Consider the following 13,543-nt stretch of genomic DNA (forward strand, 5'->3'; position numbering starts at 1 on the left):
GGATGAAAGGAGATTGGTCGTGAGCGCTGATGCCACAGAATGAGCGGATCAGCCTCGCGCAGTTTGCGAGGCTTCCCGTAGTTGTTGCTGCGACTTCAGTCGCCGGTGACCGGCTGCGCGCGGAACTTTCTATTCAGGCCGACCACGCCGCAACTCGCACCAGCACAGCATCTTGCAGGCCGAAGGATCTGTGGGCGCGGCAGCACGTGAGCTGGCCCAGAGCACCGATCCTTCTTCCGAATCCTGCTGTCGGGAGAGGGCGAAAAAGTGAAGAGCCGAGACGGCAGCTCTGTCTTGGCTCTTCGTTTTTTCGGGTTGAGGGCTGGATCGCCGCGTACCGCTCAGGATTCCCCGGTTTCGCCCGATGCGCCCGGCCCGCGCTCCTCGTAGGCTCCTGCGCGCTTCAGGTACTTCACCACCTCGATGGCCATGGCGCGGAGAAAGCCCGCCTCGCGCGCGTCCACGTCGGCGCGGCGGACCAGCTCGCGCAGGGTGCGCATCACGCTCTCGCTGTTGCGGGTCTTGAAGAAGTCGATGGCCCAGAGCGCGCGCTCCATGTCCTCGAACACCACCCGCAGCAGCTCCACCGTGGGCGGCGGCGCGTCGCGGCGGGGCGGCTTGAAGGGGATGGCGGTGCCGGCGGCCTGCATCCACAGCTCGTACGCCATCACCAGCACCGCCTGCGCCAGGTTCAGCGACGCGTGCTCGGTGGTGGGGATGATGCAGGTGCGGTGGCACAGGTCCAGCGCCTCGTTGCTGAGCCCCTTGTCCTCGCGCCCGAAGAGGAGAGCGACGGGACCGGTGCCCTCCGCGGTGGCCTGGGTGCCACGGGCCAGCAGCTCGGGCGCCAGGTCGCGCGGGCGGGTGACGGCGCGCTTGGCCCGGCGCTCGCGCGCGGTCATCCCTACCACGAACGAGCAGTCGGCCAGCGCCTCGTCCAGCGTGTCGAAGATCTCGGTGCGCGCCACGATGTCCTGCGTGTCGTGCGCGATCCCCTCGATGCGGTACGGGTCCCAGAGCGCGGGGCTCACCAGCCGCAGGCGCGACAGCCCGAAGTTCTTCATCGCGCGGATGGTGCCGGCGATGTTCACGTAGTCCTGCGTCTGCCAGAGGACCACCACCACGCCCTCGAGCGCCTGCCGCGCGCTCTCCGTAAGCGGAATTCCCGCCTTCTCCCCCTGCTCCGTCTCGCTCATCGGCTGCTGTTCATCTTCGAATCGATCCACTAACGGCAACGGAAACGGCAACTGCGACTTCGGGCGTGTCCCTCCGCTGCGCTCCGGGCCGGGCTGCGCGCGCGGTAGGCAACGATACTACCGTTGCCAACCGCGCCGGGCCCCCGCCGCACGATACGTTGCCGCAATTCCGCAGCATCGATGCGGGCGCGGCGGGTTCCCGGCCCTTCGGGCGCGCATCCCTCACGCAACCCATCGCATCCCCAAACACCGCACCCCGAGGCGCCTGCCCCGGGGTGCGAAAACCTCATCCGGTCCGCGCCTGCTCCATCGTCCACGCGAAAGGCAATCGCACTTCCGCACTCACGCACTTCCGCACTTCGCACTTCGGTTTATCCGACGTACTCCTCGCCCGAACCCCGCCTCGGCGTCCGCCGCTGGTCCGGCGCCACGGGCGGTGCGCCGGGGTCGAAACCGCCCCCCACGCGCGCGGACATGCGGCCCAGCAGCACGCGCGCGGCGCGGACGTCGTGGCCCACGTCGATCAGCAGGAGCGTCAGGTCGCTGGCGCCCCAGAGCACCGCGGCCAGCACGGCGCCCTGCAGGATCTCCAGGATCAGCGGGAGGAGCGCGCTGGGGCCCTCCATCACCAGCGCGGCCACGATCTCGGCGGTCAGCGCGACGATCACCACCATCGCCACGATCTTGAACAGCCGCGCCACGTACTGCAAGCCCACGTACGGCTCGGTGTCCTCCGCGCGTACCGACGAGGGGTCGCGCCGGGCGCGCGCGATGCGCTCCTCCTCCGACGCGTCGTCGTCCGCCGGCCACATCTCGGCGTCCCCCCCGCGGGGCGCACTCCGGCGCGGCAGTGGGGCGGCCTCGCCGCCCAGACCGCGGACCGGCTCCACCGGCTTCGCCTCGAACATCGGGTCGTCCGCCCCATCCGGCCGCGGCTCGTCGTCGCGCTCCATCAACCCCTCCTCCGCCTCATCGAGTCCGTATCGAACTTCACCCGTGATCTCCCCACTCGCGCGATCCCACCGCGATCTCATCCTGCCACCGCTCATACGCTCGTACTTCCGTACCCTTCGTACTCTCACCGCCGCGGCTCGGGCACGAACAGCTCCGCGTCCGTGATGCCGATGCGGCGCGCGGTCTCCGCGGCCCAGTCCAGCGCGGCCACCTGCTTCAGCGCGTGCCCGTCGCTCCCCAGCGAGAACCGGACCCCGGCGTCCTTCGCCTTGCGCAGCAGCCGGTCGTGCGGCAGGCGGTAGCGGTTGCTGATCTCCAGCGCCACGCCGCCCTCGCGCAGCGCGTCCACGTAGCGGTCCTCGCGCTCCTCCGTCCACCACGCGTGCACGTCCCGCTCCAGCGCGCCGAACGCGGGCGGCATGAAGGTGGAGTGCGCGGCGATGTGGATGGGCATGGTGCGCACCATGTCGCACAGGTTGGCCACCATGATGTCCATCAGCCGCTGCGGCTGGGCGCGCCACGGCTCCGGCAGCGACTCCCACCACGGCGACGCGGTCGACCCGTCCGGGAGCCAGAACCCGTGGTTGGAGCCGATGCGGTAGTCGAAGCGGTCCATCACCTCGTCCGGCAGGTCGCGCCAGAGGGTGTCGCACCAGCAGAACTCGCCGCTACGGAAGACGTCGGCCCCCTCCAGCGCATCGAGATACCGCTGCACCTCGTCCAGCGATGCCACCATGAAATCGGGGTTGCGGCTGGAGACGTGGTCCGCGATCCCCACCTGCACCCCGCGCTCGCGGGCCACCTCCACCACCCGCTCCAGCGAGAGATGGCCGTCGCTCATGTCCGTATGGCAGTGCAGGTCCTGCCGCCCCACCAGCGAGCCGCCGCCGTTTCCCGCGCTCACCGCCCCTCCACGAGCGCGGTCCGCGGCGCGGCGCCGATGCGCGTGCGGTACGCCGCCTCGGCGTCCTGCAGCGCGCGCCACCCCGCCTGCCCCTCGGGCCCCAGGCGGGAGACGGGAACGCGGCGCGTGGGCCAGGGCGCCAGAGGATGGTCGGCCGGGCCGTGGTACAGCGCCATCGTGGCCTCCACGATCGCCTCCACCGCGCGCTGCCGCGCCTCGGGGGTAATGCGGTTCAGCGAGACCACGGTGCGCAGCGCGCCGCGCGAGAAGGCGTCGGCCAGGAAGTTCGCGTACTCGTTCCGCCGCGGCGCCGGCTCGGGCCGCCCCGCGCGCTCCAGCAGCCCGCGCAGCGCCGGCGCGTCGTCGGCCAGCCCGCGCTCCAGCAGCGCGCTGGCGGTCAGCGTCCACGCGCTGTCGTCCGCCGCGGAGCCGAGCTGCCGGTCCAGCCGCGCCAGCAGCGCGGGCGTCCCCAGCCGGTCCATCGGGTTGCGGTAGACGGTGGGCCCGCGCGAGCGGCGGGCATTCGTCCGGGTGTAGCGGGCCACGCTGTCCGGCTGCTCGCCCAGCACCTCGGCCTGGCCGACGATGACCACCGGCGTCCCCACCTGCACGTCGTGGAAGAGCCGCAGCGCGTTGGTGTTGGAAAGGCGGATGCAGCCGTGGCTCACGCGCCGCCCCAGCAGCTCCGGCTTGTCGGTGCCGTGGATGGCGATCTCGTCGCCCAAAAACACCGCGGCCGAGCCCAGCCCGCCCTCCTCCTTCCGCGCCGGCGACTCGGCCGGGGGGACGGGGAGCTTGTTCTCGTGGTACCACCAGTCGGGCCGGAACCACGCCGGGTTCAGCTGCTTGAACTGCACGTAGCGCGTGCCCGTGGGCGTGCTGAACTGCCAGGCGCGGCCGGGGGTGGAGAGGCGGAAGCCGGTCCCCGTGCCCACCGGGGCCCTCCACAGCACGCGGTCGCCGTCCATGTAGCGCAGCTCGTTCCGCTCCACGTCCACCACCACGTAGCGGTGGTCGGGGCGCACGGGCGGGCGCAGCGGGTCGATGGCCACCGGCGCGGGCGCCGGCTGCGGCGCCGGCGCGGCGGGCGTGTGCCCGGCGCACGCGGCCAGCGCCAGCGCGAGCAGGGCGGGCGCGATCGCGCGGGCGCCGGTGCGAAGCATCATGCGGGTCATGCGGATGGATCCAGGGAAACCTCGGTGACGCAACCGGATGCGGGGTTGCAACCTGCGCGCCATCCCCCGCATACCCTCCACCGCTCGCGCGGGTTCGCAGTCTCCCAGGGTTTCTCACGGAGGAAGTAGAAAGTCCGTGCTTCCCTCCCCCGTGTCCCCTGCGAGAGGCCCAAACGAAGCTCGGTCCCGCGCCGGAGCAGCGGGACCGAGCCGGTCACGTCCACCGACCGTCCGTCAGGATCGCGCGACGGCGCGGACGGGAACGGTGATGGTGGGCGACGGGATGGTGGCCAGCGACGCGGGCGACGGCAGCACCGGGAAGGTGCTGAGGAACCACGCGTACGAGGCGAAGAACAGCCCCGCGAAGCCCAGCGAGATCCCGATCTCCGTGAGGCCGAAGGGCGCATGGCTGCCCCCCCACACGCTGGGGATGGTGATCAGGTAGCGCTCCAGCCAGTGCCCGATGACCACCACCGCCGACACGCCGGCCAGCACCCCCGGTACCTTCTTGGGCGCGCGCGGCAGCAGCGCCAGGAAGGGGAACACGAACACGCACGCCACCATGATCTCAGTGATCAGCGCGAACTGCGGGTGGAAGCGCTGCACGAAGAACTCCTGCTCGTGCGGCAGCTGCCCGTACCAGATCACCACGTACTGCGACCAGTTCACGTACATCCAGAACACGGCGAAGGCGAAGATCAGCTTCCCCAGGTCGTGGAACTGCGCGCCGGTGATGTACTCCTCCAGCTTCAGGTGGCGGCGCAGCACCACCATCATGACGGCCGTCATCGCCAGCCCGGAGTGGAAGGTGCTGACCAGGAAGGTGACCGGGAACATGGTGCTGAACCAGTGCGGCAGCATGGTCATGGCCTGGTCGATCGCGATCATCCCCCAGATCAGCGCGTTCAGGATGGCCGTGACCGCGCCGATGCGCAGCGACAGCTTGCGCGAGCGCAGCGCCTCCTCGGCCACGCCCCGCCACTCGCCGCCGGTGATGGTGCGATAGATCCCCGGCCCCTTCACCCCGTGCAGGTCCGGGCGCAGCATGTGGTAGGCGAACCACGCCATCATCCCGTACAGCACCAGCAGCCCGATCAGGTCGCGCAGCAGCATTCCCGTGGGCGAGAGCCACACGGCCTTGGCGGCCAGGATGGGGTCGGCCTGCACCTTCCCCTCGCCCCACCAGTGCTCGAACCACACCGGGCGGCCGGGAAGCTTCAGCAGGAAGAGGACGAAGCTCACCGGGAAGAAGCCGATCCCCGCCAGCGCGATGCGCCTGAGCGGCCAGCTCCAGCGCGAGTTGGTCAGCTGCTGCGAGATGGCGAACAGCACCATCCCCACCGCCACCGACGACCAGAACAGCCAGTTGTAGTGCACCGCCAGCCACATCCGCTCGTGCTCGCCCAGCACCGCCGCGGCGACGCCGACCAGCACCAGCAGGGCCATGCCGCCCCACGCCGCCCCCGATACGGAGAGCCGCCGGAAGGGGACGCGGGCGGGAAAGTCTCCGGAATGCGCCATTTCGCTTCTCTCTCGAAAATCAGGGCCGCGCCGGCGCGGGCGCCGGCGAGGGAGCGGGTGCCTGCGTGGCCGCCGCGGGCGTGGTGCCCGGCGCTGGGGTGGCCGGGGCCGTGGCGGGCGTGGGGCCCGCGGGGCCGGCGGTGCCCGGGTTCGGCGCGCCCGTCACCGCCGCCGGGCCGGCCGGGGCCGGGCCGCCGCGCTGCGGCGCCGCGCCCGCGCGCTGCTGCAGCGTGCGCACGTACTCCACCACCGCCCAGCGGTCGGTCTCGGTCAGGCGCGGTCCGTACGGGGGCATCAGCCCGCGCCCGGCGGTGATCACGGCGTAGATGTAGCCGTCGCTCCTGCCCGCGGTGATGGCGCCGTTGATGGCCGGGGCACCGGGGAAGCGCGAGTACGTCTTCCCGTCCGCCCCCTTCGCCAGCTGCACGATGGGTCCGTTCCCCGCGCCCTCGGGGCCGTGGCAGACGTAGCAGTTGTTCTGGAACTTCGTCTGCCCCACCCGCAGCACGGCCTCGGTGGCGCCGCCCGAGTACGGGTTGCGGAAGGTGGCCGCCGCGCTGTCCAGCTTGTCGCTGCCGAAGTGCGCGGGAACGTCGCCCATGGGGCTGTTCGAGGCCACCGCGCCGGGCGCGGGAAGCCGGGGCATGGCGTACGGATCGGGGATCACGCTGCGGCGCATGTTGGCCAGCTGCGGGATCTTACCGCCCGCCACGTCGATGTCGTAGCCGGCCCAGTCGGTGCACGCCCCCATTCCCAGCGAGGCGGCCAGGGACGCGAGGGCCAGCAGCTTAGCGGTGGTCAACCAGCACCTCCTCCGACCCCGCATCGGTCATGATCTTCTGCACGTCGTCGTAGCGGTCGCGCGGGGCGTGCGCGAACACGCCGAAGTTTCCGCCGGTGAACGAGGGGTGGTACATGGGCGCCTCGGGCGGCCCGATGTGCGGGAGCCGCCCCAGCAGGAACAGCCCCGCCACGGTGCTCAGCGCGCCGAGGAGGATGGTCAGCTCGAACATGATCACGCTGAAGGCCGGGAGCGCCACGATCTCCTTGCCGCCCACGATCAGCGGCCAGTCGATCGAGGTCCAGGTGGCCAGCGCGGTGCCCGCCGCGGTGCCGGTGAAGGCGCCGGTCAGCGTGAAGATCCGGACCGGGCTCTCCGGCGTCTCCATCGCCTCCTCCAGCTCGTGGCGCGGCGTGGGGGCGTACGTGGTGACCGTGAACCCCTCGCGCTTCAGGCGCCGGATGGCGTCGGTGGCGGTGTCCAGGTGGGCGAACACGCCCAGCACGCCCGTGCGAAGCTTGCTCATAGGCTCGTTCTCAGGCGTAGTAGCCGGTCGGATAGTGCTCCACCTGCGTGCCCGACGCGTCGACGCTGGCGGCGTGGTCGGCCGGGCCGTGGTGCCGCATCGGCGGCGGCAGCACCTCCTTGATCTCCGCGATCGACAGGCCGGGAAGGTAGCGCAGGAAGAGCAGGAACCACATGAAGAACCACCCGAAGCTCCCCAGCAGGATCGACGCCTCGACCCAGGTGAGGTGGTAGTTCATGAACTTCCAGGGCTCGTAGCTGTGGGCGAGCGACGGCACGATGATCACGAAGCGCTCCCACCACATCCCGATGTTCACGAACATCGCGATCAGGAAGAAGGCGTTCAGGTTGCGCCGGATCCGCGGGACCCACAGCAGCTGCGGGATGAAGGCGTTGAAGGTGATCATCGACCACCCCGCCCACCAGTAGTCGCCCGTCACGCGGTCCCAGAACACCCCGCGCTCGTACAGCTCGCCCGAGTACCAGGCCATGAAGTACTCCATCCCGTACGCGTAGCCCACGATCAGCGACGTGAGCAGGAGGAGCTTGGCCAGCCGGTCGTAGTGCGTCTCGGTGAAGTACGCGCCCAGCCCGAAGATGCGGTGCACCGGCACCATCAGCGTGACCACCATGGCCACGCCGGAAAGGATGGCGCCGGCGACGAAGTACGGGGCGAAGATGGTCGTGTGCCAGCCCGGGACGATGGAGACGGCGAAGTCCCACGACACCACCGAGTGCACCGACAGCACCAGCGGCGTGGCCAGCGCGGCCAGGAACAGGTACGCGCGGGTGAAGTGCCGCCACTCGCGGTCGGTTCCCCGCCAGCCCAGGGAAAGGATGGTGTAGACCTTCTTCCGCATCGGGTGCGTGGCCGTGTCGCGCGCCGCCGCGATGTCGGGGATCAGGCCGATGAAGAAGAAGACCGAGCTGACCGTCAGGTACGTGGTGACCGCGAACACGTCCCACAGCAGCGGGCTGCGGAAGTTGGGCCACAGGTGCCGCTGGCTGGGAAGCGGCAGCAGCCAGTAGAAGAACCAGGGGCGGCCGATGTGGATGATGGGGAAGAGCGCGGCCGTGAGCACCGCGAACACCGTCATCGCCTCGGCGAAGCGGTAGATGGACTGCCGCCAGGGCGCCCGGAACAGGTACAGGATGGCGGAGATCAGCGTCCCCGCGTGGCCGATGCCGACCCAGAACACGAAGGTGGTGATGTACACGCCCCACCCCGCCGGGTTGGTCAGCCCGCTCATCCCCAGGCCGTACCAGATGTTGTGCAGCTCGGCGATCACCATCAGCCCCACCAGGCTGATGGCCAGCCCGAGGAGGGCCAGGTAGCCCTTCCCCGGCTTGGTCAGCAGCCGGTTGGCGTCGCGGTTGACCTGCTCGTAGCTCGCGACGTCGGGGTGGAAGGCCGACCGGACTGCGGTCGGCGCGGTTTCGGTCGCCATCTCAACGCCCTCCCGGGTGTACGCCGGCCTGCGGCGTGTTCTCCGTGCCGCCCATCTCGGCGCGCTCCTCGGCCTCGTGGCTGGTGTTGCGCGGCTGGTGCAGCGTGACCTTCTTCAGGTAGACGATGGCCGTCTGCGTGTTCAGCTCCTCCAGCGCGCGGTACCCGCGGTTGGTGGTGGCCGCCCGCGCCACCGCCGAGTTCTGGTCGCGGATGTTGCCGAAGGTGATGACCTGGGTGGGGCACGCCTGCGCGCAGGCCGGCACCACCTCGCCGTCGCGCACGTGGCGCCCCTCCACCGCGGCGCGGCGCTCGCCCTCGTGGATGCGCTGCACGCAGAAGGTGCACTTCTCCATCACGCCCTTCTCGCGCACCGTCACGTCGGGGTTCAGCTGCCAGTTCAGCGGTGTCTCGAACTGGTAGGTGAACCAGTTGAACACGCGCACCTTGTACGGGCAGTTGTTGGCGCAGTAGCGCGTGCCCACGCAGCGGTTGTACACCTGCCCGTTCAGCCCGTCGGGCGTGTGGTACGCCGCGTAGACGGGGCACACCGGCTCGCAGGGGGCGTTCGAGCAGTGCTGGCAGGGCATGGGCACGAAGCGCACGTCGTCGGTCGCCGCGTCCGAGTACGCCTCGGCCTCGTCCTGCCCCACGCCGAAGTAGCGCTCGATGCGCAGCCAGCTGAGGTCGCGCCCGCGCTTGTACTCGGAGGGCCCCACCACGGGGATGTTGTTCTCGGCGTAGCAGGCCACGGTGCACGCCGAGCAGCCGATGCAGCGGGCCAGGTCCATCACCATCGCCCAGCGCGTGTCGCCGGGGATGTACTGGCCGTACTCGGACCCCGGCGTGGGGTACCCGCCCGCCGGGTCGGTGCGGGTGGGAACGGGCTTGAAGCCGCCGTTCCCCTTCAGCTCCTCGATCTCGTGCTCCGAGCCGGGGATGGCGCCGGGGCCCTGCGCGTCGGCCTGCGTGATGGCGGCCAGCGACACCGCCTGCGCCACCTCGCGGTCGTGCTGGATGCGCACGCCGTTCTCGTACAGCCCCTGGAAGCGCGGGCCCGCGCCCTCGCCGGTGGCGCGGAGGGAGACCCGCACTCCGTAGTGCACGAACGCCCCCGAGGCCGGGTCCACCGCGCCGCCCAGCAGCTTCATGGGGTTGGCGCCGCGCCCGGCCGTCCACCGCCCGAAGCCCTCGTGCCCCATCCCCATCTGGATGGCGACGGCGTCTTCGCGCACGCCCGGCCAGATGTAGGCGGGAAGCTGGATCGCGCCGTGGGGCGACTTCACCTCCAGCACGTCGCCCTGCACCACGCCGAGCTTCTTGGCGGTGTTGGGATGGACCTCCACCCACATGTCCCACGGTACCTTGGTCACCGGGTCCGGCAGCTCCAGCAGCCAGGGCCGGTTCGCGTTGCGCCCGTCGAAGAAGCGGTAGCTGGGGTAGACGACCAGCACGTACTCGCCGGTCCCCTCGAAGATCGGCGCCGCCGCGGCACCGGCCGGAGCCGCCGTCGCGGCCACCGGGGCCGGCGTCGTGGGGACGGGTGTCGTCGCCACCGGAGCCGGCTGCGCGCCGGCCGGAGCCGTCGCCGCTGCCGCGCCCGCGGGGAGCGCCGCCGTGCCGCCCGAGGCGGCGAAGATGCCGCCGGCCTTCAGCGCGTCGCGCCAGGCCGAGCCGCTCGCCCGGCCGGCCCAGTTGGCCACCAGGTAGTCGTAGTAGGTCTTCGCCCCCGCGGCGGCGCCGGGGAGGGCCAGGTTCAGCCGCGCGGCCACCGCCAGCAGGACGTCGCCGACCTGCTTGGTGTTGAAGACGGGGCGCATGGCCGGCTGCACCAGGTTCAGCACCCCGGCGCGCGGCGCATGGTCGTCCCAGCTCTCCAGGAAGTGGCTCTGGGGGAGGATGAAGTTGGCCATGCGCGCCGTGTCGTCCGGGAAGGACGAGAACGAGACGCGCACCGGCACCTTCTTCAGCGCCTGGGCGAACTTCAGCCCCCCGGGGAGGGTGAACACCGGGTCCGAGGCGTCGATCAGCAGGACGCGCACCTGCCCCGCGGCCATCTGCCGGATCAGCTCCACCATGGGGCGCATGTCGGCCGGACGGGCCGGAGCCGCCGCCCCGCCGCCGCGGTTCAGCCGGGCGACCGCCGCCTCGAGCGCCGTGTTGCCGCTGGAGCGGAGCGCCGCGCCGGGGCCCATGGCGACCGGCGTGCGGGCCGTCCGATACCAGTCGATCGCGGTCTGCAGCTTCCGGGCGTCGATCCCGGCCTGCGCGGCCGCGCCGGCGTTGCCGCTGGCCAGCGCGTCGGCCACCAGCGCCTCCGTCCCCGGCTTGCAGTTCAGCCACAGGTCGGCGTTCAGCCCCGTCAGCGGGCGGTGCGGGCCCACCCAGATGAACTTCCCGCGCACGCCGCCCTTGCGGTAGGCGTGCATCTGCGCGAACTGCCAGGCGTAGTCGACCGGCGACCCCCAGGTCTCCAGGAAGTCGGCGCCGAAGGCCACGATGAGGTCGGCGTTGGCGAAGTCCAGGTCGCGCGGCGCGTCCTCGAGCGGCGCGTACGTCACGCGCCGCCCGCCGATGGCCGCGGTGAACTCGTCGGCCAGGCGCGCCATCGTCCCCGTGTAGTTGCCGGAGAGGAAGACCACCGAGCCGCGCGGCGCCGAGTAGATCTGCGCCGCCACCTGCTCCTCGGCGATGCTCCAGGCGACGTTGCGCGGGGTGCCGCCCACGTCGCTCTCGATGAGCATGGGGCCCTGGTAGCGGTCGGGGTGGTAGAGCCCCTGGACCGACGCCTGCCCGCGCGCGCAGGTGTTGCCGTGCGAGACCGGGTGGCCGGGGTTCCCCTCGACCTTGGTGACGCGCCCCTCGTGCGTTTCCACCTGGATGCCGCACCCGGCCGGGCATTCGCGGCAGGTGCTGGCGTAGAACGTGGACGTCCCGGGGACGATGTCCTCGGGGGGGATCACGTAGGGGATCAGCTTGTCGGCCTGTGTGGTGCCGCACCCGACCGTCGCGACGCCGGCCCCGGATACGCCCAGGACCTTCAGGAAGTCGCGTCTCTTCATTCCATCAGCCATGCTTGCTCCTGGCACAGGGGGCGCCCGCCGCGGCCGTGGCCGCCGGCGCCCCGTCTTTCGCGCGACAGATCAGTAGTGGCACGCCACGCAGTCGGTGGAGGCGCGCTGGTTGGGCCGGGTGGCGGCCACGCCGGCCACGTCGTGCCCGGCCGCGCGCAGCTCGCGGACGCGGCGGATGAACGACGAGCGCTCGCGCACCGAGGCCTCCTCGGCCGCCGACAGCGGCGTCTGGCCGCGGTGGCACTCGATGCACCAGCCCATGCGCAGCGAGCTGAACTGGTAGACCTTCTTCATCTCCTGCACGGGGCCGTGGCAGGTCTGGCACTGCAGCCCGGCGTTCACGTGCATGAAGTGCGGGAACTTGGCGTGCTCGGGGATCTTGTGGATGCGCACCCAGGGCACCGCGGCGCCGCGCTTCCAGTAGTCCACCAGCAGGTTGGCGTTGCGGTTCCAGAAGGTGTCGCGCTGCGCAGTCGGGAAGGCGAGCGACGCCTGGCTGGCCACCGCGCCGGGCGCGCTGCTGCCGGGCACGTGGCATCCCACGCACACCTGCACGGCGGGAATGCCGGCGTCCACCGAGCGGTCGGCCGTGTAGTGGCAGTACATGCACGGGATGTTGTTCTGCCCCGCGTGCACGCTGTGGTAGAAGGCGATCGGCTGGTCGGGCGCATCGCCCTCGTCGGCCGAGTACTTGCGGCACGACTGGGCGGCGATCGCGAGCAGCGCGAGGCCGAGGATGGTGAAGGCTCTCTTCATGTGTGCCTGACGGAGAAAACCGTTGCCGCACCGCGCCCGCCGGGGTCCCGTCCCCGCCGGCCGCCTGCGGCCCCTGCACCCGCGGCGGAGCCCGGAATTTCCTGACCCCGCTCGGAAGCACACCCATATAGCATTCCCCCGCCCGAACGGCAATGCCCGCCGGGGCGATTTCCTCCCGGCGGGCATCGTATTTCCCCTCACGGCAACCAGTTACCCTGCTACCCGCTCCGCCGCCTCCGCGCGGCTCCCGCGACGGATGTTTGAGAACCCGTCTCAACCGCATGGCTCATGCGGAGAAGCGGAGCAGCGAAGAGGGAGATTCGTCCTCCTCCGCTGCTCCGCTTCTCCCGCGTGGGATTCTTCGTCAGGCGCTGCCGTAGCGGCGGTGCTCAACCATGGCGCAGCGGTCCTGCACCACGCGGATCCCGGCCTCGGCCAGGCGCCGAGCCGCGTCCTCGTTGCGGATGCCGCTCTGCATCCACACCACCTTCGGCCTGGCGGCCAGGATGTCGTCCACGTGCGGGGGGACGTCCTGCGAGCGGCGGAAGACGTTCACCATGTCGACCCCGCCGGGGATGTCGGCCAGCTTCCGGTAGACGTGCTTCCCCAGGATGTGCGTGGCGTCGGGGAAGTAGACCGGCACGGGGATGATGTCGTACCCCGCGCGGTGCAGGTACTCGGGCACGTAGAACGCCGGCTGCCCGGCCTGCGCCTCGGTCTTCATCCCCAGCACCGCGATGCGCTTCACGTCGCGCCAGATCTGCGCGATACCCTCGCCAGTCGAGACCAGGTTCTGCTGCCAGTCGTCCGCCATCCCCATTCCTCCGTCGTAGCCCTCGGATCGATCGCCTCCACGAAGGGTGGCGCAAACAGGCGTCCACATGCAAGACGCGTGTTCGTCTACATCTCCATTCCCCTGATCGCGAATTCGGGATCGATCGTGCAGTCCGGCAGCGCACGTGCGACCTCGCTGATAGATCCTTCGGCCTGCAAGCGCTCATGCGGGGGAACTGATGGTGTGGCCGGCCTGAAGAAAGTTCCGGGCGCGCAGCCGATCACCGGCGACTTCAACGCTTGGTGGGAATCACCAAGCGATCAGGTCGGCGAACTGGAGTGCTGGCCGGTCATGCTGGCGGTTGAACCAGATGAGTACGTTGTGCAACGCGATCTTGGCGGCCAAGCGCGCCTTGAATCCCTCGATTCGGTGCGG

General features: G+C 70.8%; 12 protein-coding genes. 1 reads left to right on the forward strand and 11 read right to left on the reverse strand.

The annotated features are described in order from the left end of the window. Nucleotides 1-341 precede the first annotated feature (341 nt). The 11 genes from VLK66_RS15730 to VLK66_RS15780 all read right to left on the reverse strand — a co-directional run bounded on the left by VLK66_RS15730 (nt 342) and on the right by VLK66_RS15780 (nt 13,147). Nucleotides 342-1,196 carry a TrmJ/YjtD family RNA methyltransferase gene (locus VLK66_RS15730; RefSeq protein WP_325310398.1) on the reverse strand — a complete coding sequence of 285 codons (855 nt, stop codon included), beginning with the start codon at nt 1,194-1,196 and terminating at the stop codon, nt 342-344. Between the two features lie 371 nt (nt 1,197-1,567). Further along, complete coding sequence (locus VLK66_RS15735; RefSeq protein ID WP_325310399.1) at nt 1,568-2,149, reverse strand: hypothetical protein; 582 nt, start codon at nt 2,147-2,149, stop codon at nt 1,568-1,570. A gap of 125 nt (nt 2,150-2,274) precedes the next feature. Then, nucleotides 2,275-3,054: a hypothetical protein gene (locus VLK66_RS15740; protein WP_325310400.1), complete on the reverse strand. Its 780-nt coding sequence runs from the start codon at nt 3,052-3,054 to the stop codon at nt 2,275-2,277. Further along, complete coding sequence (locus tag VLK66_RS15745; RefSeq protein ID WP_325310401.1) at nt 3,051-4,229, reverse strand: L,D-transpeptidase; 1,179 nt, start codon at nt 4,227-4,229, stop codon at nt 3,051-3,053. The genes VLK66_RS15740 and VLK66_RS15745 overlap by 4 nt, the downstream gene beginning before the upstream one ends. 234 nt (nt 4,230-4,463) lie before the next feature. Next, the gene (locus tag VLK66_RS15750) at nt 4,464-5,750 is read right to left on the reverse strand and encodes a hypothetical protein (protein WP_325310402.1); all 1,287 of its coding nucleotides are present in this window, start codon (nt 5,748-5,750) and stop codon (nt 4,464-4,466) included. A 19-nt stretch (nt 5,751-5,769) separates the two neighbouring features. Beyond that, the gene (locus tag VLK66_RS15755) at nt 5,770-6,552 is read right to left on the reverse strand and encodes a cytochrome c (protein WP_325310403.1); all 783 of its coding nucleotides are present in this window, start codon (nt 6,550-6,552) and stop codon (nt 5,770-5,772) included. Next, nucleotides 6,539-7,057, reverse strand: a complete 519-nt coding sequence (locus tag VLK66_RS15760) for a DUF3341 domain-containing protein (RefSeq protein ID WP_325310404.1) — start codon at nt 7,055-7,057, stop codon at nt 6,539-6,541. The genes VLK66_RS15755 and VLK66_RS15760 overlap by 14 nt, the downstream gene beginning before the upstream one ends. Nucleotides 7,058-7,067: 10 nt before the next feature. Further along, nucleotides 7,068-8,504 (reverse strand): NrfD/PsrC family molybdoenzyme membrane anchor subunit, encoded by a 1,437-nt coding sequence (gene nrfD / locus VLK66_RS15765; RefSeq protein WP_325310405.1) that lies wholly within the window; start codon nt 8,502-8,504, stop codon nt 7,068-7,070. 1 nt (nt 8,505) lies between these two features. After that, entirely contained in the window at nt 8,506-11,565 is a 3,060-nt protein-coding gene (locus tag VLK66_RS15770) for a molybdopterin dinucleotide binding domain-containing protein (RefSeq protein WP_325310406.1), read from the reverse strand. Between the two features lie 81 nt (nt 11,566-11,646). Continuing rightward, on the reverse strand, nt 11,647-12,333 hold the full coding sequence (locus VLK66_RS15775) for a cytochrome c3 family protein (RefSeq protein WP_325310407.1): 687 nt from the start codon (nt 12,331-12,333) through the stop codon (nt 11,647-11,649). A 364-nt stretch (nt 12,334-12,697) separates the two neighbouring features. After that, nucleotides 12,698-13,147, reverse strand: coding sequence for a CoA-binding protein (locus tag VLK66_RS15780; RefSeq protein ID WP_325310408.1), 450 nt, complete (start codon nt 13,145-13,147; stop codon nt 12,698-12,700). Nucleotides 13,148-13,225: 78 nt separating this feature from the next. Here VLK66_RS15780 and VLK66_RS15785 point away from each other — a divergent pair. Next, the coding region (locus tag VLK66_RS15785) for a hypothetical protein (protein ID WP_325310409.1) at nt 13,226-13,543 on the forward strand (318 nt) is incomplete at its 3' end.

Origin of the sequence: Longimicrobium sp., from assembly GCF_035474595.1 — a bacterium.
Classification (GTDB): Bacteria; Gemmatimonadota; Gemmatimonadetes; order Longimicrobiales; family Longimicrobiaceae; genus Longimicrobium.